General features: G+C 67.5%; 22 protein-coding genes. 12 read left to right on the forward strand and 10 right to left on the reverse strand.

The window, feature by feature from the left end; translation table 11 throughout:
* Positions 1 to 27: 27 nt before the first annotated feature.
* The 3 genes from JOF40_RS02660 to JOF40_RS02670 form a co-directional block, all read right to left on the reverse strand.
* Positions 28 to 792: an enoyl-CoA hydratase-related protein gene (locus JOF40_RS02660; protein ID WP_129179852.1), complete on the reverse strand. Its 765-nt coding sequence runs from the start codon at positions 790 to 792 to the stop codon at positions 28 to 30.
* Between the two features lie 14 nt (positions 793 to 806).
* Complete coding sequence (locus JOF40_RS02665) at positions 807 to 2,252, reverse strand: carotenoid oxygenase family protein (RefSeq protein ID WP_209674343.1); 1,446 nt, start codon at positions 2,250 to 2,252, stop codon at positions 807 to 809.
* A 132-nt stretch (positions 2,253 to 2,384) separates the two neighbouring features.
* Positions 2,385 to 4,028, reverse strand: a complete 1,644-nt coding sequence (locus tag JOF40_RS02670) for an AMP-binding protein (RefSeq protein ID WP_129179855.1) — start codon at positions 4,026 to 4,028, stop codon at positions 2,385 to 2,387.
* 231 nt (positions 4,029 to 4,259) lie between these two features.
* Between JOF40_RS02670 and JOF40_RS02675 the strand changes: the two genes are divergently transcribed.
* From JOF40_RS02675 to JOF40_RS02730, 12 genes are all read left to right on the forward strand, one after another.
* Positions 4,260 to 5,261 (forward strand): LLM class flavin-dependent oxidoreductase, encoded by a 1,002-nt coding sequence (locus JOF40_RS02675; protein ID WP_129179857.1) that lies wholly within the window; start codon positions 4,260 to 4,262, stop codon positions 5,259 to 5,261.
* A 47-nt stretch (positions 5,262 to 5,308) separates the two neighbouring features.
* A complete protein-coding gene (locus tag JOF40_RS02680) occupies positions 5,309 to 6,166 on the forward strand; it encodes an enoyl-CoA hydratase/isomerase family protein (protein ID WP_129179859.1) in 858 nt (285 codons plus the stop codon).
* A 39-nt stretch (positions 6,167 to 6,205) separates the two neighbouring features.
* Positions 6,206 to 6,832 carry a TetR/AcrR family transcriptional regulator gene (locus tag JOF40_RS02685; RefSeq protein ID WP_129179861.1) on the forward strand — a complete coding sequence of 209 codons (627 nt, stop codon included), beginning with the start codon at positions 6,206 to 6,208 and terminating at the stop codon, positions 6,830 to 6,832.
* A 245-nt stretch (positions 6,833 to 7,077) separates the two neighbouring features.
* The gene (locus JOF40_RS02690) at positions 7,078 to 8,040 is read left to right on the forward strand and encodes an ABC transporter ATP-binding protein (protein WP_188111645.1); all 963 of its coding nucleotides are present in this window, start codon (positions 7,078 to 7,080) and stop codon (positions 8,038 to 8,040) included.
* On the forward strand, positions 8,037 to 8,987 hold the full coding sequence (locus JOF40_RS02695; RefSeq protein WP_129179865.1) for an ABC transporter permease: 951 nt from the start codon (positions 8,037 to 8,039) through the stop codon (positions 8,985 to 8,987). The genes JOF40_RS02690 and JOF40_RS02695 overlap by 4 nt, the downstream gene beginning before the upstream one ends.
* Positions 8,984 to 9,847 (forward strand): ABC transporter permease, encoded by an 864-nt coding sequence (locus tag JOF40_RS02700; RefSeq protein WP_129179867.1) that lies wholly within the window; start codon positions 8,984 to 8,986, stop codon positions 9,845 to 9,847. The genes JOF40_RS02695 and JOF40_RS02700 overlap by 4 nt, the downstream gene beginning before the upstream one ends.
* Before the next feature lie 23 nt (positions 9,848 to 9,870).
* Positions 9,871 to 10,749 (forward strand): ABC transporter ATP-binding protein, encoded by an 879-nt coding sequence (locus tag JOF40_RS02705; RefSeq protein WP_188111646.1) that lies wholly within the window; start codon positions 9,871 to 9,873, stop codon positions 10,747 to 10,749.
* 156 nt (positions 10,750 to 10,905) lie between these two features.
* Positions 10,906 to 12,453, forward strand: a complete 1,548-nt coding sequence (locus JOF40_RS02710; RefSeq protein WP_129179871.1) for an ABC transporter substrate-binding protein — start codon at positions 10,906 to 10,908, stop codon at positions 12,451 to 12,453.
* A gap of 101 nt (positions 12,454 to 12,554) precedes the next feature.
* Positions 12,555 to 13,241 (forward strand): EthD domain-containing protein, encoded by a 687-nt coding sequence (locus JOF40_RS02715; RefSeq protein ID WP_129179873.1) that lies wholly within the window; start codon positions 12,555 to 12,557, stop codon positions 13,239 to 13,241.
* Between the two features lie 14 nt (positions 13,242 to 13,255).
* Complete coding sequence (locus tag JOF40_RS02720; protein WP_129179875.1) at positions 13,256 to 13,984, forward strand: nitroreductase family protein; 729 nt, start codon at positions 13,256 to 13,258, stop codon at positions 13,982 to 13,984.
* Complete coding sequence (locus JOF40_RS02725) at positions 13,977 to 14,702, forward strand: SDR family NAD(P)-dependent oxidoreductase (RefSeq protein ID WP_129179876.1); 726 nt, start codon at positions 13,977 to 13,979, stop codon at positions 14,700 to 14,702. Before JOF40_RS02720 ends, JOF40_RS02725 begins: the two co-directional genes overlap by 8 nt.
* Positions 14,703 to 14,817: 115 nt before the next feature.
* Complete coding sequence (locus tag JOF40_RS02730; protein ID WP_129179878.1) at positions 14,818 to 15,693, forward strand: SDR family NAD(P)-dependent oxidoreductase; 876 nt, start codon at positions 14,818 to 14,820, stop codon at positions 15,691 to 15,693.
* A 34-nt stretch (positions 15,694 to 15,727) separates the two neighbouring features.
* Here JOF40_RS02730 and JOF40_RS02735 read toward each other — a convergent pair whose 3' ends face one another.
* The 7 genes from JOF40_RS02735 to JOF40_RS02765 all read right to left on the reverse strand — a co-directional run bounded on the left by JOF40_RS02735 (position 15,728) and on the right by JOF40_RS02765 (position 21,771).
* Positions 15,728 to 16,414 carry an EthD domain-containing protein gene (locus tag JOF40_RS02735; protein WP_188111647.1) on the reverse strand — a complete coding sequence of 229 codons (687 nt, stop codon included), beginning with the start codon at positions 16,412 to 16,414 and terminating at the stop codon, positions 15,728 to 15,730.
* 1 nt (position 16,415) lies between these two features.
* On the reverse strand, positions 16,416 to 16,844 hold the full coding sequence (locus tag JOF40_RS02740) for an EthD domain-containing protein (RefSeq protein WP_129179882.1): 429 nt from the start codon (positions 16,842 to 16,844) through the stop codon (positions 16,416 to 16,418).
* Between the two features lie 57 nt (positions 16,845 to 16,901).
* A complete protein-coding gene (locus tag JOF40_RS02745; RefSeq protein ID WP_129179884.1) occupies positions 16,902 to 17,315 on the reverse strand; it encodes a nuclear transport factor 2 family protein in 414 nt (137 codons plus the stop codon).
* A gap of 88 nt (positions 17,316 to 17,403) precedes the next feature.
* Positions 17,404 to 18,879 carry an aldehyde dehydrogenase gene (locus JOF40_RS02750; RefSeq protein ID WP_129179886.1) on the reverse strand — a complete coding sequence of 492 codons (1,476 nt, stop codon included), beginning with the start codon at positions 18,877 to 18,879 and terminating at the stop codon, positions 17,404 to 17,406.
* A 40-nt stretch (positions 18,880 to 18,919) separates the two neighbouring features.
* Complete coding sequence (locus tag JOF40_RS02755; RefSeq protein WP_129179888.1) at positions 18,920 to 20,041, reverse strand: NDMA-dependent alcohol dehydrogenase; 1,122 nt, start codon at positions 20,039 to 20,041, stop codon at positions 18,920 to 18,922.
* A 118-nt stretch (positions 20,042 to 20,159) separates the two neighbouring features.
* Positions 20,160 to 21,386 carry a cytochrome P450 gene (locus JOF40_RS20145; RefSeq protein ID WP_129179891.1) on the reverse strand — a complete coding sequence of 409 codons (1,227 nt, stop codon included), beginning with the start codon at positions 21,384 to 21,386 and terminating at the stop codon, positions 20,160 to 20,162.
* 169 nt (positions 21,387 to 21,555) lie between these two features.
* Positions 21,556 to 21,771: a ferredoxin gene (locus JOF40_RS02765; RefSeq protein WP_129179893.1), complete on the reverse strand. Its 216-nt coding sequence runs from the start codon at positions 21,769 to 21,771 to the stop codon at positions 21,556 to 21,558.
* Positions 21,772 to 21,860: the final 89 nt, after the last annotated feature.

A 21,860-nucleotide genomic window follows, 5' to 3' on the forward strand; every position in this document is an offset into this window, starting at 1 on the left:
CAGCAGGCGGTCCGTCGGGCGGGACGGTCAGATGCCTCGGAAACGCGGGCTTCGCTTCTCGGTGGCAGCTCTCGTGCCCTCCACGAAGTCGTCCGTCGCCATGCAGACGTCCTGGGCCGCCTTCTCCCGCGCGAGCGCGTCACGCAGCATGTCGCCCTCCGCCGCCGCGAAGGCCTTCTTGGTCTCGGCCAGCGCGACCGTGGGGCCCGCTGCAAGCCGCGAGGCCCACTCGGCCAACGTCGCGTCGAAGGCGTCGTCGGCCACGACACCGGAGATCATGCCCCACTCCGCAGCCGTCGTGGCAGTGACCCGCTCGGACAAGAAGGTCATCCGCGTCGCGCGTGCTCGACCGATCGCCGCTGGGAGCAGGTACGTCGCCCCGCCGTCCGGGACGATGCCCAGGTCGGTGAATCCCAGGACGAAGAACGCCGACTCCTTGGCCAGCACCAGGTCGGCAGCCAGGGCGAAGGAGCAGCCGATCCCTGCCGTCACGCCGTTGACACCGACCAGCACGGGCTTCGGCACCTCCTTGATCGCACCGACGAGCCGGTTGACGGCGTCGAGGATCGAGTGATCGGGCTCCGGGAACATGTTGGACAGAGCCGAGCCAGCGCAGAACGCACGCCCCTCCCCGGTCAGCACGATGGCGCGGACAGCCTCGTCCGTCGCAGCATCCTCGATGCCGGCGGCGGCTGCCACCAGCATCGCGGTGTCGACCGCGTTGAGACGATCGGGCCGGTTGAACCCGACGCGCAGCACGCCGTCGCGATGTGTGATGTCGATGCCATCCATCGACGCCCCCGCGCTCAGCGGAAGTCCATCCAGTGACCGTGCGGCGTCCAGCCCATCATGAACGGCAGCTCGATCTTGGCGATCGGACCCTTCGTGATGTCGTCCGTGTCGAAGATCTGGTACTCGCCGCGCTTGTCGGCCCACCACGAGATCGGCACGATGATGTAGCCGTCGCCCTCCGGGGAGTCAGGACTGCGCGGCGCGAACGTGGCTTCCATGACGGCAGCGGGCTCGTCCTGACGGATCTGGTACTCCTGGTCGGACAACGTCTCCATGTTGGTGACGACCAGGCTGTTCATCTTCATGCCGCCGCGCTTGACGATCCCGCCGACCTGGTAGCCCCACGTGTAGCCCTGCCCGTAGAACCGCTCGTCGACCTTGGGCAGCTCCGAGGGACGGTCGGACAGCTGCTCGGCCTTCACGTGGCCGGTGTCGAGGTCGACGATCCAGCGGCCGAGGCTGCTCCTGGCGATGTTGAAGTAGAGCGCGACGTCCTCACCCTCCTCCATGTCCTGCTCGAAGGGGAAGGGCGGACGGTTGAAGATCGGGCCGTCCAGCAGCAGCTTGTTGCCGACCACGTTGGCCGACATCGTGTGCATGATGTACTGCGGCTCGAGATCGGTCTTGATCCAGCGCACCGGCGTGTCGGGCGCATCGCGCGGGATCAACGCGAGGTGGATCGGGTTCTCGGGCTTCCAGCCCCAGACGCTGAGGTTCTGCTTCTGGTAGCGGTCCCTGTCGGGCACGAAGCCCTGGAAGGCCATCACGAGCCAGTCCTGGGTGAGCCAGGCGTCGTGGGCGACCGTCGCGAACGGCGCATCCCAGATCTCCCGGCTCCTGACGGACCCGTTCTTGTTGACGACGTGCATCGTGAGGTACGGCTGCTGATCGCTCCAGGTCCAGCCGAAGAGATCGCCCGTCGCGTGGTCCCACTTGGGATGGGCGGCGAAAGCGTTGTCGCCGTACGCCGCCGGCGGGATCATGCCCTCGGACAGCTTGGTCGACCACGGGACGATTCCCTTGGTCTCCAGGGTGATCGGGTCGAGCGCGATCGGCGGACCGCCCTGCTCGTGCGTCGCGATCATCTGTCCGGCGAACGGAAAGACATTGGTGCCGGCGGTCGTCTGGCTGACGCCGCGGTTGGCGTCGTCGCGGACGACCTCGCCGAATCCGGTGTCACGCCAGTCACCGAAGTTGCAGTCGAGCCACTCGAACATGCTGCGGTCGTGCTGCTCCTCCAACAGGTACTTGGGGGTGCGCACCCAGCGGTTCTTGTAGTCGACGCGGCCGTTGTCGAACACCAGGCCCTGGACCATGCCGTCGGAGGTGAGCCCCGCCGTGGTGCCCTGCTTGGTCGGACGCTTCCACGCCGGACCGACACGGTAGAAGCCTCCGGCCAGATCCTTGGGGATCTCGCCCTCGGTGACGATGCACTCGTCGACCGTGGCCTCGAACCTCATCGGCTGGAACGGTCCCCGGAGGGAATTGCCTTTCGGGATCGGATAGCCCATGAGGGTCTCCTCTTTCTCGTGGATGCGACATGTTCTCGGCCCGCCACTCGGGCCGGAATCTGGCTGGGGGTGGGTGCCGGGCTATCCGGCGACGGTGCGCCGGTCGGCTCGGTCGACCGAGAAGCCCATGGCCTCGAGGTCCCAACCGGTGTCACCCACGGCGGGCCGAGCGCGCAGGACGGCCTTGGTGACACGCCCGACGGCGCTGCGGGGCAGGTCGTCGAACAGCTCGACGTACCGGGGCACGGCGTAGTACGGCATCGACGACTGGAAGAAGGCGAACAGCTCCTCGGGCGTCACCTCGACGCCCGGCTTGAGGATGATGCAGGCCTTGACGTCCTCCTCGGTGAGCTCGGAGGGCACGCCGTGGACCGCGACGTCGGCGACCTTCGGGTGGCGCAGGATCGCGCCCTCGACCTCAGCGCTCGAGATGTTCTCGCCGCGGCGACGCATCGAGTCCTTCTTGCGGTCGACGAACTGCACCTGCCCGCTCGGCCTGATACGTCCGAGATCGCCACTGTGGAACCACAACGAGCTGGTGGCCGCGAGCGTGGCCTCGGGGTTGTTCCAGTAGCCGCTGAACATCGCGAACCGGTGGCGCGGCCGGAAGCAGATCTCGCCCACCTCTCCATCGGCGACGGGGCGGTCGTCGTCATCGAGCAGGATCACGTCGATCTGCGGGGCCGGAAGGCCGGCACCGCCCCGGTCGCGTTCGCCCGACAGGGGCGTCATGGAGACCGGGATGCACTCGGTCTGCCCGAAGATCTCGGCCAGCGGGTCGATGCCGAACCGCTCGTGGAACTCCTCCTGCGTCGCGGGGGTCATCGGGGCGACCATCAGGGTGCGCAGGCGGTGCTTGCGGTCGTCGGGGCTCGGTGGGAGCGCCATCAGCGACGCCCCGTGGGCACCGACGCCGTACGTGACGGTGGCACCGATCTCCTCGGCCCGCGCGATGAAGGTCCTCGCGCTGAAGTGCGCGTCGAGAGTCGCAGGGATCCCCGTCATGAGGCTGCCGAGGATCGTGTGGCAGAGGACGCCGACGTGGTACATCGGCATGGTTCCGTAGATCACGTCATCGGGCCCGACCTCGAGAGCGTCGAGGAAGCCCTGCGCCGCGCACTGCAGGTAGCCGTGGCTGAGGGCGCACCCCTTGGGATTGCCCGTGGTGCCCGACGTGTAGACGATGAGGGCGACATCAGTGGCTGACACGTCTGGCAGGTCGAGATCGGTGCCGAGCCCGGCCAGGTCGTCGAAGGGCACCAGCCGGGAGGCGGCCAGCTCGACGCCGTCGTCGGCGTCGAGGGCGACACAGACCTCGAGGCTCGGAACCTCGTCGATCACGGTTGCGAGCGCGGCGACGCCCTGGGCGTCGCTGACGACGACCTTCGGTGCGGCGTGACCGAGCTGGAAGGCGAGGAAGGATCCCTTCAGGAAGGGATTGAGCGACACCAGGATCGCGCCGAGTCGCGTCACCGCGTAGAAGATCAGCACCGCTTCGGATCGGTTCGTGGAGATCGTGGCGACTCGGTCACCCTTCGTCACGCCCAGCGCCTGGAGGCCGGCCGCGACCTCGTCGACGCGGGCATCCATCTCGGCGAACGTGAAGGAGCGACCGACGACGGTGAGGTACGGACGGTCGGACAGCTCGCCGGCCCGTCGGCGAAGGAGCTCACCGACGGGCTGATCGAAGACTGCGCCCGCGTCATGGGGACCTGCTGAGTTCATTGCGACTCCACCTTGCTGAGGCAAACATGCGGTATGCGCGTTGGGCTCGCCGTGCGGCGAACGAGGCGCTCACGAACGTCGCGACCATAGGATCTAGACGGCGATACAATTTATAGTCTAGCCTAAACTCATAGTCAAGCGTGGTGAACCTCACTGCGCACCGACCGCCAGTCACTCGCACAGCGGGTGGCTCACCCCTTGGAGGTTGTCCCCTTGAAGCTTGGAATCACGATGCCGTCGCGAACGACGGACCTGCGACGGATCCCGCAGTACGCCCAGTGGGCCGACGAGGCCGGGCTCGACACCGTGTGGAGCTGGGAGCTCGCGAAGGACCCGATCTCGCAGCTCGCCACGTCGTCCATGGTGACCCAGCGGATCGGCCTCGGCACGGGCCTCGCCGTGGCGAGCAACCGCACCGCCGCCTCGATGGCCAACCACGCCATCGACATCGACGAGCTGTCCGGCGGTCGCATGCACCTGGGGTTGGGCCCGGGGCTGATCCCCAACGCGAAGCCCTTGACCTACATGCGCGAGTACATGGACGTCATCCGCCTCAACTGGCAGTACATCGCGACGGGTGAGGCCCCCGCGTACGACGGCGAGTTCCACTCCTTCAAGCAGCCCCGCTACGAGGTCTTCGAGCGACGAGCGATGGTGCGCCCATCGATCCCGATCTACCTGGGTGCCATCGGGCCCAAGATGCTCGAGATGGTCGGTGCCAAGGCAGACGGCTGGATCGGTTCGCTGTCGACCCCTGCCTACATCGAGGAGCGCGTTCGCCCACTCGTCGAGCAGGGCGCCGAGTCCGCCGGGCGGTCGATGAACGAGGTCGACATGCTGGTGCAGCGGTTCTGCATCGTGTCCGACGACGAGGACGTCGCCTTCGATCGTGCGCGCAAGCAGATCGGCTTCTACCTGCTCGCCAAGTACAGCGACGCGCCCGCCAAGTTCGTCGGCCTGCACGACGAGGTCGTCGACCTCCGCGAGCGGGCTCGCACCGAGGGCGCGGCGGCGTACGCCAACATCAGCGACGAGCTCGTCCGAACCTTCTCCATCGTCGGCACGCCCGACCAGGCGAGGGCGCAGGTCAAGGAGTGGGAAGGCGTCGTCGACCACCTGGTCCTGCACATCCCGTACGTCCCTCCGCTGAGCGCCGAGGAGAGCGAGGACTCCTACGTCAACGCGGTCGCGACGTTCAGCCGCACCGGCCGAAGCCCGCTCCAGCCCGCCTGAATCCTCACCCCCAGCCAGCCAGTCACCACGAAACAAGGAGATCACCCATGTCAGACGAGAACCTCGACGTCTTCACCGAGCGCGTCGGCACCACCGCCTTCCTGCGGGTCAACCGCCCCGAGGCCAAGAACTCGATCCACGGCACACTGATGCGCGACCTCATCGAGTCCGCGGAGGCGGCCGATGCCGACGACGACGTTCGCGCGATCATCACCACCGGTGAGGGCAAGACCTGGATCGCCGGCGGCGACAAGCACGCCTTCGCGGAGCTCACGAGCTCCGAGCAGGGGCTCGACCTGGTCGAGCGCGGATACCAGGGCCCGGTCTCCGGCGACTGGGGAGTGCCGCAGCTCTCCCCCAACCAGCTGCGCGGCGACTCGTTCGGCGTCGCGCCGTGGGTGCGCCGCTTCCTCGACATCGGCACCCCCACCATCGCTGCCATCAACGGCGGCGTCGCAGCCGGCGGGATGGCAGTGTCCCTGATGCACGACGTGCGCATCGCCTCGACACAGACGCGATTCGCACCGACCTTCGTCGCCATGGGCGTGTCCCCGGAGCTGGGCCTGAGCTGGTTCCTGCCGCGCATCGTCGGATGGCCGAAGGCGCTCGACATCCTGACCCGGGTCAAGCCCATCGATGCCGACGAGGCGTTGGAGATCGGCCTGGTCGAGCAGGTCGTGGAGCCGCACGAGCTGCGTGACGCTGCGCTCGCCCGGGCGGAGGGCTTCGCCCAGATGCCGCCGGTCGCCGTTCGCATGGTCAAGCGACTCCTGCGGCAGGCCTCGGAGTCGACGCTGGAGGTACAGTTGGAGCGCGAGTGGAACAACCAGACGCGGCTGTTCGGCCTCACGTCGAACCGCGCCAATGTCTCACGGCACCTCGACAGCAAGATCAAGACCACCTGACAAGCGGCACACTGGAGCGAGATCGAAGGACTCTCCCGCATGCACGAACTGGATCTGGGCTCGCCGCCGCTGGACGGCCACGAGCGCGGCAAGAGGCGGCGCATCGCGGAGATCCTCGCAGCAGCTCGTGAGCTCCTGAACGAACAGGCTGCTGACGAGGTGACGACCTCGCGGATCGCCGCCCGCGCCGGCGTCGCGCCGATGACGATCTTCAATCTCATCGGGACCCGCGACGACCTGTGGGCGGCGATCGCGGCCGCCTCCTTGACGGAGGTCAGCCACGGCAGCTCGGAGATAGAGGACGCTCGCGAACGCGCCCACGCCATCGCCGACCAGTTCATGTCGGCGATCATCTCCGAGGCACCCGTGTGGCGTGCGCTGATCTCCAGCTGGCGCGACAGCGGCCGGGTCCTCGAGGGCGAGCCCACCGGCGCCCTGCTGTCCTGCTTCGACGACGCGGTCGACCAGGGCCACCTGTCCCACGAGGTCGACATCAGACGTCTCGTCGCCACGATCCTGAGTGGCTTCGTCGGCGCAGCACACCAATGGGCAGCCGGTCTGATCAGCGATCGGGGCATGCGGCGACGGGCGTCGGACCTGGTGGACCTCGCTCTCGCCGCCGGTCGACCCGACGGCCCTCCTCCGATGTGGCCCCCCGGCAGCTGAGATCGCCCCGCACGCAGCCCGTGACTGATGAGCTCCAGTCACGGGCTGCTCCATGTCCGAACCGATCGGCGCACGTCGGCACCGAGGTGATTGACATCACGCTGACCCTCCTCCTATTCTGAGCCTGTTGGTCTCAAAACAATTGTCGGGCACCCGCTCCACGTCAGCGGGCCCCGAGAGCCGGAGGATTCGTGTCAGCTCGACCTCGATCGCAACCGTCGACTCCTCGATTCGAGGGCGATGCCGTGCTGAGCGTTCGCGACCTGCGCGTCGCCTTCCCGGGAGCGGAACCAGTCGTCGACGGGATCTCCTTCGATCTCGCTCCGCGCCAGGTACTGGCGGTGGCCGGCCAGTCCGGCAGTGGCAAGTCGTTGACGGCCATGGCGATCATGGGCCTGCTGCCCCATCGTGCAGAGGTCACCGGTTCGATCACCTTCGCCGGCACCGAGCTCGTCGGTGCCAGCGAGTCGGTGCTGGCCGACGTCCGCGGCGCCGAGATCGCCATGGTGTTCCAGGAGACCAGGAGCGCACTCAATCCCGTGCTGACCATCGGCAAGCAGCTCGTCGGGGCGATCCGGGCCAACTCCGATGCATCCGCCTCGCAGGCGCGTGAGATGGCCGGCGACGCACTTCGTGAGGTCAAGATCCTCGACGCCGATCGCGTGCTCGAGAGCTATCCCCACCAGCTCTCGGGCGGCATGTGCCAACGCGTCGTGATCGCCATGGCCCTGGCCTGCGGGTCGCGGGTCCTCATTGCCGACGAGCCCACGACTGCGCTGGACGTGTCCGTGCAGCGCGACATCCTCACTCTTCTCGAACAGCTGGTCCGCGACAGGGAGATGTCGTGCATCTTCGTCTCGCACGACCTCGGCGTCATCGACGAGATCGCCGACCACGTCGCCGTGATGCACACGGGACAGATCGTCGAGTTCGGTCCCGTTCGACAGACGATCGCCGACCCGCTGCATCCGTACACGCGCGAACTGCTCAGCCACCTCGACTCGCTCGTCGGCGAGCCCGCACCGGTCCCGGTCGTGCCCGACCACCAGGCCTCCACCGATCCCGACCGCGGTTGCGACTGGGGACATGAGGACTGCGACGGCGACACCGAGCTGTTCACGCTCCCCGGCGGCCGACAGGTACGCAGCTGCCTCTACGCACCCCAACGCTATGCCCCGACTCCCACGATGCAGGAGGTCACCCGATGAATCCTGTGATCCGCCGGCGACTCATCGCCCTCGTGCCGACGCTGGTGGCCATCACGATGCTCGCCTTCAGCCTGCAGCTGCTCATACCGGGCGGCCCTGCCGAGGTCCTCGCCGCCCAGTCCGGCGGCACCCAATCAGTCCAGGACTTCGAGAGACAACTCGGCTACGACCGGCCATGGCTGGTCCGGTACGGCGAGTGGCTCGTCAACGCGGCACAGGGCGACCTGGGGTTCTCCTACCGCACCGGGACGCCCGTGCGCGAGCTGATCCTCGACCGTGCGGGGGCGTCCTTCGCCCTGGTGCTGCTGGCCACGCTGACAGCCACGATCGTCGGATCCGTGCTCGGGATCGTCGCTGCCATCCAGCGCAACAACCGGTTCGGTCGGACCCTCACCGCACTGTTCGGCCTCGGACTGTCCATTCCGAACTTCTGGCTCGCGACGTTGATGGTCGGCTTCTTCGCGGTCACCCTCGGATGGTTGCCCGCGGGCGGATATCCGGGCTTCGACAACGGTCTCGTCGAATTCGGTCGCAGCATGATCATGCCGGTCATCGTCCTGGCGCTGCCGAGCTCTGCCTTGATCGCCAGGCAGGTCAACAGCGCCATGGTCAAGGCTCTCGAGAGCAGCTACGTGCGGACAGCCCGCGCCACGGGTCTGACCAAGCGAGACGTCGTGTGGGTGCACGCCCTGCGGAACTCCCTCTCACCGCTCGTGGTCCTGCTCCCCGTGGTGGTGTCGAGCCTCGTCGGTGGCGCGGTGGTGGTCGAGTCGATCTTCAACATCCCCGGACTCGGCAGTGCCATCGTCGACGCGGCGCTCCAGCGTGACTTCCTCGTGCTCCAGGGAATCGTCCTGATCCTGGCCCTGCTCGTCCTGATCCTGAACATCCTCGCCGACATCGCGCTCGGCATCATCGATCCACGAGTCAGGAGCGCATCCGCATGACGATCCTCGATCGGGGCCCTGCCCTCCCCCTGCCCGACGCGCTCTCGCCGCCACCCCGGACGCGACGCCGCCGAAAGGTCATGATCGCGACGACGGTGTTCGGCGTGGTCATCGCGATCCTCCTGCTCGTGCCGCTCCTCCCCCTGGCCGACCCGCTGACCCAGAATCTCGGACAGCGACAGGCATCTCCGAGCGGAGATCACTGGCTGGGACAGGATGCCCTGGGTCGCGACGTCCTGTCACGCATCATGTGGGGAGCCAGGGTCTCGCTCCTCGGGATGGTGGTCGCGGTCGGGATCGCAGCCGCCATCGGGCTCCCCTGGGGGCTGACCGCCGGCTACTTCGGTGGCTGGACCGACGAGATCCTGATGCGCGTGGCCGACGGAGTCCTCGCGGTCCCCGGCGTCGTCCTGGCCATCGCGATCGTCGGGATGCTGGAGCCGTCGCTGTTCAACGCCATGCTGGCCATCGGGCTGGTCTTCTCGCCCACCGTCGCTCGCTTGATCAGGTCGGAGGCACTGCCGCTCATGAACGTCGACTACGTCAGCGCCTCCCTGCTGTCCGGGACCTCGTCGTGGCGGGCCATGTGGCGCCACGTGTTCCCCAACGCGATGGGGCCGGTGATCGTGCAGCTGTGCTCGCTGGCGAGCCTGGCGCTCATCATCGAGGCGAGCCTGAGCTTCCTCGGCATGGCGACCCAGCCACCCGCGCCGTCGCTCGGCGGCGATCTCGCCGATGCCTATCTGCAGTTCAGCCAAGCGCCACTGAGCACCGTGACCCCAGGTCTGGCGATCGCATTCGTCGCCTTCCTCGTCAGCCGAGTCGGCGACGAGCTGCGCGGCAAGCTCGGAATCCGATGAACATCCACCGGGAAGAAGACGCCATGGCGCAACAGGATCGCGAACGACTCGTGGAGCTCAAGAACGTCGTGGTCGAGTTCGAGAGCTCCGGCGGCACGTTCCGTGCACTCGACGAGGTCGACCTCTCCATCTGGCGCGGCGATCACCTCGCAGTCGTCGGCGAGTCCGGATCCGGCAAGACGACCTTGGGCCGCGTGCTCGTCGGCCTGCAACCCTTCCGCGGCGAGTTCGCCTCCGAGATCGGCGGCGCCCGATCCGCCCTGACGCCGGCACGCACGTCGCGTCAACGACGGCAGCGCGTCCCCGGCGACATCTCCATCCAGATGGTCTTCCAGAGCTCGGAGTCGTCGCTCGACCCGCGCTGGACCGCCGTCGCCGCGGTGGCCGAGGCGACGGCACGAGGCAAGAGGCCGAGCGCGGCTCAGCGCGCGGAGGCCGAGCGCTACCTGACGCTGGTCGGCATACCGCCCCATCGACACCGCGCCAAGGCCTCCGAGCTGTCCGGGGGCCAGCGGCAGCGGGTGGCGATCGCTCGCGCCCTGGCGCTGAAGCCCGATCTGCTCATCTGCGACGAGGCCACCTCGGCGCTCGACGTCGCCACCCGCGCCAGCATCATCACCTTGCTGACCGAGCTCAAGCACGACCTGGGCGTGACGTTGTGCGTCATCACCCACGACTTCACGACGGCGCGCGCCCTCAGCGACACGTGCATCGTGATGAAGAGCGGACGCATCGTCGAGCAGGGCGCGACCGCACAGATCATCAGCAACCCGCAGGCCGAGTACTCCCAGCAGCTGCTCGCGGCGGTCCCTCGGCTCCAGGTGACCGGGCCGCGACCCGCGGACGAGCCGCTGATGTCTGCGCTCGACCGCACCATCCTCACGGGGCAGAAAAGTGATTGACATCACCCGCACCGCTACCTATTCTGATTCTGTTCGTCTCAAAATGCTGTGACACCCCGCGGCTCGTCCTCCCGGATCCGGCCCGACGCGGTGATCAGCGCCCCCGTTGGACGGTCGGCAGCACCCTCGCGCCGTCCGTCAGAAGCTGGAGAAACCATGAACCTGTCCTTGGACCTGCTGAGAAGATCGAGCACCATCGTCTGCCTCACAGCCATCGCCCTGGTCCTGTCCGCATGTGGGGGCGGCGGCGCAGGCTCTGACAACGGGTCCGGCAAGACCGCCGCGACCATCGGAACGACCGTCCAGCTGGACTCCCTCGACCCGCTCAGCTCGACCGGAGGCAGCTACACCTACCAGCAGCTGGTCCACGAGCCGCTCATCGGCTTCGACCCCGAGACCTTGTCGCAGGATGACTCGGGACTCGCGGTGAAGTACGGCTTCCGCGAGGGCGACCCCCTGAAGTTCGACATCACCCTCCGCGAGGGAGTCACGTTCTCCGATGGGGAGGCGGTCGATGCCGAGGCGGTCAAGGCGAGCCTCCTGCGCTACGTGGCGAAGGGTTCGCTCTACGGGCTCAAGGGGATCGTCGGCTCCGTCGACGTGGCCAGCCCGACCGAGCTCACGATCAACCTCACCCGCGAGTTCGCTCCGCTGCCCGAGCGCCTGTCCCTGGACGGCGGGCTGATCGTGGCACCGGCCACGATCAAGGAGTTCCCCGACGCCGATGCGCTGACCAAGGCAGTAGGTGCCGGGCCCTACGTCCTCGAACAGAACCGGCCGGGGGTCAGTGCGACATTCGCTCCCAACCCGAAGTACTGGAACAAGAAGGACGGTGCCAAGCTCAAGAAGCTGACGGTCCAGTACTTCGCCGACAGCGCCGCCATGATGAACGCCCTGCGCACCGATCAGATCGACGGTGCCACGTATGTGCCCAGCAGCGACGTCGCGGGCTTCAAGGGCAAGGACGACCTCACTGTCTACAACCGACAGTCCGTTGGTCTTGACTTCGTCTACCTCAACTGGGACAAGCCGGCGCTCAAGGACCCCCGAGTTCGGGAGGCCCTGAGCTACGCACTCGACCGCAAGACGCTCAACGACGTCATGACCGACGGATACGGCACCCCGGCGGCCCAGGTCGTCCCCAGCGACAGCCCCTTCTACGTCGACGACGTGACCACCTTCGATCACGACCCCGCGAAGGCCGAGCAGCTGCTCAGCGAGGCGGGAGTCAAGGACAAGGTCAACCTCGACTGCGTCTGGTACGCCGGTACCGGCTGGGAGCGGCTGCTGCCCGTGGTGATCGACCAGCTCTCCAAGGTCGGCGTCACCCTGAAGGCGCGACAGCTCAGCGTGGCTGAGGCCATCCCTGCCTACTTCAAGCCCGACGGCGCAGACTGCCTGCTGGGAGGCACCAGCGGGACGTTCGGAGTGTACGGAGCCCTGGCGCAGAACTCGGACAGCACGTCGTTCTTCACCGCCGCCAGCTCTGACAGCGGCGTGGACAGCGCTCTTGCCGCGTTCGAAACGGCCTACACGCCCGAGGCTCGGAATGCTGCCAGCAAGGGTTACTACGAGGCGATGCTCACGGCGGCACCGATGATCCTCGTCGACAACCGGGCCAAGATCGCCGTCATGGACAAGGGGCTGAAGGGCTACGCCCACAGTCCGCTGTCGTCATTGGTGCTGCGTCACCTCAGCTGGTGACAGACGTCATCGCGTAGGCATCGAAGCAGTAGCCCGGGGTCGACGTGGCCGTCGACCCCGGGTCCCCTCGGACCCCGGCCGCACCCAACGGAGAACACCTGATGCAGACCCGCATGATCTACCTCGCCCGACGCAACCCGTCGACGACTCACGACGAGTTCGTCGTGAACTGGCGCGAACACATCGCCCTCGGGGGGCAGTTCCCCTCCGTCTATCGCCGATTCACCGAAGTGGTCCAGTGCGATGTCATCGTCGACCCCGACCTGGCAGGGACCGATGCTGACGTCCCGGGCGGATTCGACGGCATCGAGATCGCCGCGGCGCGCGATCTGCCCACGTCGATCAGCGTGTGGCGCGACGAGGCCGCGCAGACCCACCTGGTGCCCGACGAGCGCCGCGTCTTCGCGACGATCGTGCAGGACCTGGCGCTCCAGGCGCTGGGCTCGGTGCTGATCGACGGACCGCGCACGCCGTACGTGCTCGCGCGGCTCCTGACCCGCGACCCCGGTCTCAGCCGCGAGGACTTCATCCGCGAGTGGTCCGCCGTACCGCTCCCCGACCACTCCACCGTCCGGCGCTACGCCCGCAACTACATCATCCTCGACCCCCCGGCGGGCGTGCCCTTCGACGGTGTCGACGAGGTGTGGTTCGACACGGCTGACGACATGGACGCCTACGTGGACCACGTCCATGGCAGCGACGACCCAGCCGAGACACGCCTGCTGAAGCAGACACCCATCTCGCTGCCGACGCGGGTGGGCATCGCCTTCCCGCCCCTGTCCACGTGATCCCGGAGGCGGTCATGTCGGCCGAGACCGCGCCGCGGACGGCGCAGGCCGATGTGCTCGAAGACATCCTCACCGCTCGACACAGCTGCCGAGGATTCCGGCCCGAGCCCGTCCCGGACGACGTCGTGCGCCGGATGTTCGATCTGGCTCAACGCACCCCGTCGTGGTGCAACTCCCAGGCGTGGCAGGTCCACCTCGCCGGCGGGACGGTGGCCAGCGCGCTCTCGGCTCGACTCCTCGAGCGGGTGGAGGACGGCCCGCCCGCCCCGGACATCCCGGGGCCGGCGAGGTACGAGGGCGTCTACCAGGAACGCCGGCGGTCGAGCGGTCTGGCCCTGTACGGCGCCCTCGGCATCGGTCGCGACGACAGCGAAGCCAGGCAGGAGCAGATGCTCGCGAACTTCCGGTTCTTCGGAGCGCCGCACCTGGCCGTCATCAGCTCCCCAGTCGCCCTGGGCACCTACGGCGTCATGGACTGCGGCGGCTACGTGGCCAACCTGCTCAATGCCGCCGCGGCGCTCGACCTCGGCGCGATCGCCCAGGCGGCCATCGCGATGTACGCCGACACGGTCCGCGACGAGCTGGGCATCCCCGAGGACCGCTCGGTCGTCTGCGGTGTCTCGTTCGGCTACGCAGATCCGGATCATCCGGCCAACTCGTTCCGCACCGATCGCTCGGACATCGACGACATCGTGGCCGGGCTCCCTGTTCGGACCAGCACGACAGGTCGCTCCCATGGGTGATCGCCTGAAGCACAAGATCGCGATCGTCACCGGGGCAGCGGGGGCCCAAGGACGTGCGACGGCCGAGCTGTTCGTCGAAGAAGGCGCTGTCGTCTATGCCTGCGACGTCGCCGCCGCCGACTACGCGATCGAGGGAGTGCACCATCGCCGGCTGGACATCGCGAGCGAAGCCGGCTGGACGGCGCTCGTCGAGGAGATCGTCGACACTCATGCGCGCGTCGACGTGCTGGTCAACAATGCCGCGGTCACGATGTCGGCCGTCAACATCGTCGACGTCTCGGTCGAGGAGATCGAGACAGTCCTGCGCATCAACGTCCTCGGGGCGACCCTGGGCACGCGCGCGGTCATCCCGTCGATGGTCGCCGGCGGGAGCGGCTCGATCGTCAACATCTCCTCCGCTCTCGCGAGGCACGCCGCACCCACGCTCGGGGCGTACCAGCTCTCCAAGGGGGCGCTGGGCGCGCTGACGCGTCACGTCGCGGTGTCCTACGCCGGCGCCGGGGTGCGTGCCAACACCATCCTGCCCGGGCGGGTCGAGACACCGATGCTCACGATGGGCCGCTCCGAGGAGTCGCTCCAGGCAGCCAGGGCAACCATTCCGTTGGGCCGATTCGCCGACCCGCGAGAGATCGCCTACAGCTCCCTGTTCCTCGCATGTGACGAGTCGAGCTACATCACCGGTGTCGAGCTGCTGGTCGACGGCGGGGCCACCGCATGACCCCGCCCGAACGACACCAGCCGCCCGAACGACACCAGGCCGACACCGGGCAACGCCCGCCGCCCCGTCCGCAGCGCGTCGGGGCGATACCTGCTCACCACCGAAGGATGTACTCATGATCGATCTCGCCACCATCAACCGGCCGGTCGCCGTCGTCACGGGAGGTGGGCGCGGCATCGGTGCGGCGACCGCCGAGGCGTTGGCCGGCGCTGGCTTCTGCGTCGCGGTCGTGGCCCGCTCGGAGCAGCAGATCGACGAGGTGGCGGCTCGCATCACCTCGACCGGAGGCACGGCCATCGCCGTGGCGGTGGACGCGACCGACGCCGCGGCAGTGGCCCGCGCCGCGGCCCTCATCGCCGACCGACTCGGACCCGTCGACGTCCTGGTCAACGCGGCCGGGGGGCGCTTCCCCGAGAACATCGGTCCGCTCTGGCTGTCACCGCCCGAGACGTGGTGGAGCGAGATCGCGGTGAACCTGCAGTCGGCCTTCCTGTTCTCGCACGCGGTGCTCCCGTCCATGGTCGAGCGCGGCTCGGGGTGCATCGTCAACGTCGGAAGCTACTTCGGCTACCAACCCAAGGCCTACCGCTCGGCCTACTCCGCGGCGAAGGCCGCCGTGCACACGATGACGGAGGTGCTGGCCACAGAAGTCGCCGAGCACGGTGTCACCGCGTTCACGCTCGACCCGGCCATGGTCAAGACGACGCTTCTGCTCGACAGTGCGGCATCCGACCAGGCCGCGCGGTGGACCCCCGAGGCGACAGATCTGCCTGAGGACGGATACACACCGGCCGCGGCCGTCGGCGACTTCGTCGTGCGGCTGGTCCTCGGTGCCGCCGACGGCATGAGTGGACGGGTCGTCCGCGTGCACAGCGACCTCGAGGCGATGGACGAGCGCAGCGAGGAGATCCGGCGCGATGAGCACTACGTGCTGCGCATGACGAAGGCGCCCGGCATCGTCGAGTCCGATCCGTCGGACCTCTACCGGTAGATCGCGAGCGGCACCCGGGGGGAGACGCTCGGCCTCACGCGAACCGTTCGGCGCGCGCGACGTAGCCGACCCACTGCTGTGGCCGGTCGATGAGCTCGTGCCAGGCGGACGGGTCACGGGCGACCTTCTGCTCCAGGTCGTACTCGCTCCCCCACCACAGCTCGCGGACGCCGACGGCGAAGGCTCCTTCAGTGGTGCCCGGAACGGGACGGCACCGCACGTGGCGCAGAGCCCCCAGCCGTTCGCCCAGCTCGAAGTCGTCCTCTCGGTCCCACGGCTGGTCACCGCTCTGCTCGATGAACTGCAACAGCTTGATCGTCGTCGGCAACCGTCGTTCGTCCCACGCCGCCTCGGCGGCGGGGAGCGGCTCACGGTGATCCGGGCCCGACTTGAGCACCTCCTCCTCGGCGATCACGAAGGCCAGGTGCTCCACCTCCGCGAGCTGCGGCTCGTCCGGACCGATGTGGGCGATGTAGATCGGGTCGGTCCGCACGTTCAGCGCGTCGTCGAGACTGTCGAACCAGATCTCGGAGCAGCCCTCGAACCTCGTCTGGCGGTCGTCGATCAGCTCGCTGTGGATCTGGTGGCTCTGCACGTAGTCGCGCATCGACGAGATGGTCATGCCGATGGTCCCGTGGGGGTACCGGTAGTGGTCGTGGAACTCACGAGCGGACATTCCCGGACGACGCGGGATCGCCCCGAACAGCTTGACCCTGGACATCTCAGACCGCCTCCTCGTGGCCGTGCGCCGCTGCCTCGCCAGGTGGGCGCCTGTCGGAGTCGACCACGACGTACTCCTCGGTGAGATACACCTTCGACCTCGCGGCATCCACCAGATGCTCCTCGTCGGGTCTGATGAAGCTGAGGTACGACTCGCTGGAGGTCATCCGCGTCATGTCGTCCATCGATGCGAAGTGCGCCTCCATGATGCCGTCGAAGTCGAGATCGTCGGTCGGCAGACCCACGTCACCGAACTCGTCGGACGCCTGCTCCGCCCCGGCGATCATGTAGTTCTGGACGTAGCGCTGCATGCACGACGAGACCTCGGGCAGCTCACGGACCAGCCGCGCATGGACGTGGCGCCAGTGCTCGTCGAACTCCTCGCGGGTCAACGCGGGGTTGCGCTTGATCAGGACGATCATCTTGATCATGGTGGTGTCCTTTCGTGGGGCTTGCTGTCGTGGGGCTTGCTGTCGTGGGCCGTGCCGTCAGATCGGGGCCGGCGAGGTCGCCGCGCGAATGCCTTCTGGATCCCAGTAGTAGGCACGAACCCGGCGGATGAGACCGTCCTCGAGCTCGAAGACCTCCATGAAGTCCATCTCGATCTCGACACCCGTGGCCGCCGCCGTCGCCGTGAAGCGGACCTCCTTGAACACGCGGTTGCCCTCGACGGCCAGCTCGTAGGGATAGGGCGCGTCGACCCACCGCGTCCACGTGCGGCCGGCTGCCTCCATGAGCCCGAGAAATCCGTCCCGTCCGTGATACTCACCGGCGTAGGGAAGCCCCGGCTGCTCCACGAGGTCGAAGTCGGGATGGATCAGCTCCGAGGCGGACACCATGTCGCCCGAGTTGACCAGCCGCAGGAAGCTCTCGATGGTCTCGATCTGATCCTTGGGTGACATGCGTGCTCCCGTTCGAGTCGTGAAGGTTGGGCCGACAAGCCAGGCATTCGCTGCCGCGCGGCATCACACCGCGCGGCATCGGCTGGCCTCAGCCGTTCAGCAGGTCAGCACTCGCATAGATCGACTTGTACTCGAAGTAGTTGTCGAGGCCGACCGAACCGAGCTCACGACCCACGCCGCTCGCCTTCACGCCGCCGAAGGGGGCGTTCATGTCGAGTCCCCAGTAGTTGATGCCGACCGCTCCCGTCCGGATCTGCCGGGCCACCTCGATGGCGTGCTGCTCATCAGCGCTCCACACGACACCTCCGAGGCCGAAGTCGCTGTCGTTGGCGAGGCGCAGAGCCTCGACCTCGTCGTCGTAGGGGATCACGGCGATGACGGGTCCGAAGACCTCCTCGCGCGCCAGCCGGTCGCCGTTGTCGACGTCGGCGAAGATGGTCGGCTCGACGTACCACCCGCGGTCGAGTCCGGCGGGACGCCCACCTCCCGTGATCAGGCGGGCGCTGGTCTGCCTGGCCGCCTCGATGTGCTCGTTGATCCGGGCCAGGTGATGCTTGCTCGCCATCGGCCCCATCGTGACGGCCGGGTCGAAGGGATCGCCGATCACCTGATCGGTGCACCACGTCTTCAGCGTCTCGACGACGTCGTCGTAGCGCGACCGCGGTGCGAGGACGCGCGACGCGGTCGTGCACGTCTGGGAGTTGTTCATGAACGACGATGCACCGATACCGGCGTAGAACGTCTCCATGCTGGCGTCCTCCAGCACGATCGATGCGGACTTGCCGCCGAGCTCGAGGATGACGTGCTTCAGTCCTCGGCCAGCCGCCTCGCCGACCTTGCGGCCTGCCTCGGTCGAACCGGTGAACGCGACCTTGTCGACACCCGGGTGGCTCACCAGCGCCGCACCTGCCTCGCGTCCACCGAGGACGATGTTGAGCACGCCGGCCGGGAGACCGGCGTCGCGCGCCGCGTCAGCCAGGACGTAGGAGTCGAGAGCCGTCTCGGGAGAGGGCTTGAGCACGACCGTGCAACCCGCCGCCAGCGCGGGTGCGACGTTGAACATCGCGATCGAGTGCGGGTAGTTCCACGGGACGATGACGGCGGCCACGCCCAGCGGCTCCTTGCGCACGATCGTCGAGCCGAACATGCTCGGCTGGACCTTCTCGAGCTCGACGTCCAGCACCAGGTCGGCGTAGTAGCGGATCTGCATGGCCGGTGCCTGGCCGTTCAGGATCGTCGACATGCCGATCGTGGTACCGATCTCGCGGGTCACGAGCTGAGCGGTGAAGTCCGACCTCTTCTCCAGCTCGTCAGCGAACCGGTGGAGCGCAGCCGAACGCTCCTGGAGCGTCATCCGGGGCCAGGGCCCGCGGTCGAAGGCGTCCCGGGCGGCCCGGACCGCAGCGTCCATGTCGGCTTCGGTGGCCATCGCGGCCACTGCGATGACCTCCTCGGTGGCCGCATCGATCGCATCGTGAAGTTCGCCGCCGGCCGGGGCGACCCACTCGTTGTTGATGAAGAACTGAGGCCTGCCGAGTTCCGTCTCGTTCGCCGTCGTGCTCATGTCGTGTCTCCGGTTCTTGAAGGGGTGAGGGGCAGGGTGCTCAGTCGAACGTGATGACGCCGCGGATGTTGACCCCGGCGTTGAGGTCCTCGTAGGCGCGGTGGACGTCGTCGAGGCGGTACTTCGTCGTCACGAGCTCGTCGAGCTTGAGCTGACCGGCGCGGTACATCTCGATCTGTCGGGGGATATCGGCACGCGGGTTGCACGCGCCGAAGAGAACGCCCTGGATCCGCTTCTGCAGGAGCGTCAGCTCCATCGCGCTGATCGGGATGCCGACCTCACCGAACGGCATAATGCCGGTGACGACGACCGTGCCGCCCTTGCGGATGGCGGCGAAGGCATCGGCGATGTGCTCCCCGTGGACGACGCCGATGCTGACGATGGCGGAGTCGGCACCCTGCCCGTTGGTGATCGACTGGGCGTAGGCCGTGGCCTCGGCGATGTTGTCGTAAACGTGGGTGGCGCCCATGGTCAGCGCGTTGTCCCGCTTGAACTTGACCGGGTCGACGACGATGACCGTGGTGGCTCCCGCGATCTTGGCGCCCTGCACGGCGTTCGAGCCGATGCCACCGGCACCCATCACGATGACGACGTCACCGGCCTTGACCTCGGCCCCGTTGAAGGCGGACCCGAGCCCGGTGCCGACGCCGCAGCCGAGCAGGCACAGCTTGTCGAGCGGGAGGTCCTTGTCGACCTTGATCGCCGAGTGGGTGGAGACGACCGTGTACTCCGAGAGCGTGCCGATCGAGCAGCTCTGACCGACTCCCGTGCCGTCGGGCAGCTTCAACCGGAAGTCTTCGGGGTCGTCGAGCCGCGAGCCGAACATCAAGAAGGCACCGATGTTGCAGAGGTTCGTCAGGCCCATGGCGCAGAAACGGCACTCGCCACAGCTCGGGATGAACGAGAAGATGACGTGGTCGCCCACCTCGAAGCCCTCCGTGCCCGGGCCGACCTCCTCGACGATGCCACCGCCCTCGTGACCCGTGATGATGGGCATGTGCCCCGGGGGCATGTCGCCGGTCTGCATGTGGTCGTCAGAGTGGCACAGCCCCGCGGCGACCATCTTGACCAACAGCTCACCGTGGCGGGGAGCGTCGAGCTCGAGGGTCGCGATCTCGAACTTGCCGGGGGACTCACGGATGATGGCGGCTCGTGTCTGCATGGTGTTCTCCTTCGGTGGTGCCGGGCGGTTCGCGGCGGCGGGGGGGATGACGACGGTGCGATCACGCGACGTCGGTGTTGTCTGATGAAGCTGTCGGGACGGCGGGACTGCCGTTGTCTCAGGCAGGCACGGATGCTGCCTGGCTCCCCTCGCGCACACCGGGCGTGAACCTGATGGGCATGCTCGTCGGGCCTGTTCCTGCCGGCACGTCGGGGTAGTCGTACCAGCCGACCGGGCCGGCCAGCTCCATGTCGGGGATGCGACGGATCAGCTCGCGGAACATGATCGCGAGCTCGAGCCGCGCCAGGTGGACGCCTGCGCACAGGTGACGCCCGGACCCGAAGGCCAGATGTGGATTGGGCGAGCGCCGGATGTCGAAGACGTCGGGGTCCGCGAAGACCTCGGGGTCGCGGTTCGCGGCGCCGTAGAAGCCGACGACCTTGTCGCCCTTGCGGATCGTCTTCCCGCCGAGCTCATAGTCGCTGGTCGCGGTACGACGCTGGTACACGATCGGCGGGTTGAAGCGCAGCATCTCCTCGACCGCCTGGGGGATCAGCGAGGGGTCCGCGACCAGCTCGGCGTAGACGGACGGCGCCTTGATCAGCTCCCACATGCCCGTGGCCACCAGGTTGCGCGTCGTGTCGCTGCCGCCATTGACCATCAACAGGAAGTCGAGCGTGAACTGGAGCTCGTCGACATCCTCGTGCCCGTCCCACCCACCGTTGGCCATGCGTCCCATCCAGTCATCGGTCGGGTTGCCCTTGCGGTCGACGAATGCGCGGTGCGCCGCCTCGAACACGATCGCGGCCGCCTCCGCTCCCGGACCGTCGGTGATGCTGATGCCGCGCACGAGGATCTCGGCTGCCGGGAAGAGTCGCTGCGCCTCGTCGCGGGTGATGCCCATGACGTCGGCGATGACGAAGCTGGCCAGCGGCCCCGACAGGTCCTCGACCAGGTCGCACTCACCGCGCTCGATCACGCCGTCGATCACCCCGGTCACGAGCTCGTCGAGGTGCTCGCGCTGCGACCGCACCGGGATGGGCTGGAGCTCGACGGTGAAGAACCGCCGGTGCTGGGTGTGGCCCGGCGGGTCCTCGAACAACAGGTGCTTGTGGTTCTCGTCGCCGAAGACCATGTCGTCGTTGATGACGATGGTGGGCTCGTTGGCGAAGACGTCGGACTTGGTCTCCATCTCCTTGACATGCGCATGGCGCGTCAGGGCCCAGAATCCCTTGCCGTTCGGCTCGTCGTGCCAATGGACAGGGTCGTTCTCGCGCAGCCAGCGGAACTGGTCGTACGGCTGGGTGTAGCTGTAGTTGGTGGGGTCGAGGAGGTCGATCTTCACAGCGTGCTCCTTGGCAGGCTCGGCCGGCGGGGCGTCGATGACCGAGCCGGGCGGCTCGACTGTGACGCACACTACTTATACTAGCCGTCTCAAAATTACTGTCAACCACAATTGGCATCAGAATCGAGTGGTCGAACGCCCCCGCCACGCACCGCCCGACCGCGTGGCTTCACGAGACCATGCGGATCGCCTGCAGGGGGCACGCATCGGCAGCCGTCTGCGCTCCACGCGCCGCATCGGGATCCAGATCAGGCGATACATACTCGGATTCCGCCTCGTCCCTGAAGACCAGCTGACCGTCGTCGCGAAGCTCGAACTGATCTGGTGTCGTGAAGGCGCAGATGCCGTAGCTCTCGCACAGGTCCAGGTTCACGACAAACTTCACGACTGTCTCCTCAGCTCGACATGGACCACTAGTTGTGATCCTAATGATGTTGTCGAACAGTATAATGATGCTGGCCGTATCAAAACTCT

The sequence above is a fragment of the Aeromicrobium fastidiosum genome (genome assembly GCF_017876595.1).
Classification (GTDB): domain Bacteria; phylum Actinomycetota; class Actinomycetes; order Propionibacteriales; family Nocardioidaceae; genus Aeromicrobium; species Aeromicrobium fastidiosum.

Coding starts and splice junctions, on each gene's coding strand:
- JOF40_RS02660 (WP_129179852.1), bottom strand. CDS start 792: ATGGATGGCATCGACATCACACATCGCGACGGCGTGCTGCGCGTCGGG.
- JOF40_RS02665 (WP_209674343.1), bottom strand. CDS start 2,252: ATGAGGTTCGAGGCCACGGTCGACGAGTGCATCGTCACCGAGGGCGAG.
- JOF40_RS02670 (WP_129179855.1), bottom strand. CDS start 4,028: ATGAACTCAGCAGGTCCCCATGACGCGGGCGCAGTCTTCGATCAGCCC.
- JOF40_RS02675 (WP_129179857.1), top strand. CDS start 4,260: ATGCCGTCGCGAACGACGGACCTGCGACGGATCCCGCAGTACGCCCAG.
- JOF40_RS02680 (WP_129179859.1), top strand. CDS start 5,309: ATGTCAGACGAGAACCTCGACGTCTTCACCGAGCGCGTCGGCACCACC.
- JOF40_RS02685 (WP_129179861.1), top strand. CDS start 6,206: ATGCACGAACTGGATCTGGGCTCGCCGCCGCTGGACGGCCACGAGCGC.
- JOF40_RS02695 (WP_129179865.1), top strand. CDS start 8,037: ATGAATCCTGTGATCCGCCGGCGACTCATCGCCCTCGTGCCGACGCTG.
- JOF40_RS02700 (WP_129179867.1), top strand. CDS start 8,984: ATGACGATCCTCGATCGGGGCCCTGCCCTCCCCCTGCCCGACGCGCTC.
- JOF40_RS02705 (WP_188111646.1), top strand. CDS start 9,871: ATGGCGCAACAGGATCGCGAACGACTCGTGGAGCTCAAGAACGTCGTG.
- JOF40_RS02710 (WP_129179871.1), top strand. CDS start 10,906: ATGAACCTGTCCTTGGACCTGCTGAGAAGATCGAGCACCATCGTCTGC.
- JOF40_RS02715 (WP_129179873.1), top strand. CDS start 12,555: ATGCAGACCCGCATGATCTACCTCGCCCGACGCAACCCGTCGACGACT.
- JOF40_RS02720 (WP_129179875.1), top strand. CDS start 13,256: ATGTCGGCCGAGACCGCGCCGCGGACGGCGCAGGCCGATGTGCTCGAA.
- JOF40_RS02725 (WP_129179876.1), top strand. CDS start 13,977: ATGGGTGATCGCCTGAAGCACAAGATCGCGATCGTCACCGGGGCAGCG.
- JOF40_RS02730 (WP_129179878.1), top strand. CDS start 14,818: ATGATCGATCTCGCCACCATCAACCGGCCGGTCGCCGTCGTCACGGGA.
- JOF40_RS02735 (WP_188111647.1), bottom strand. CDS start 16,414: ATGTCCAGGGTCAAGCTGTTCGGGGCGATCCCGCGTCGTCCGGGAATG.
- JOF40_RS02740 (WP_129179882.1), bottom strand. CDS start 16,844: ATGATCAAGATGATCGTCCTGATCAAGCGCAACCCCGCGTTGACCCGC.
- JOF40_RS02745 (WP_129179884.1), bottom strand. CDS start 17,315: ATGTCACCCAAGGATCAGATCGAGACCATCGAGAGCTTCCTGCGGCTG.
- JOF40_RS02750 (WP_129179886.1), bottom strand. CDS start 18,879: ATGAGCACGACGGCGAACGAGACGGAACTCGGCAGGCCTCAGTTCTTC.
- JOF40_RS02755 (WP_129179888.1), bottom strand. CDS start 20,041: ATGCAGACACGAGCCGCCATCATCCGTGAGTCCCCCGGCAAGTTCGAG.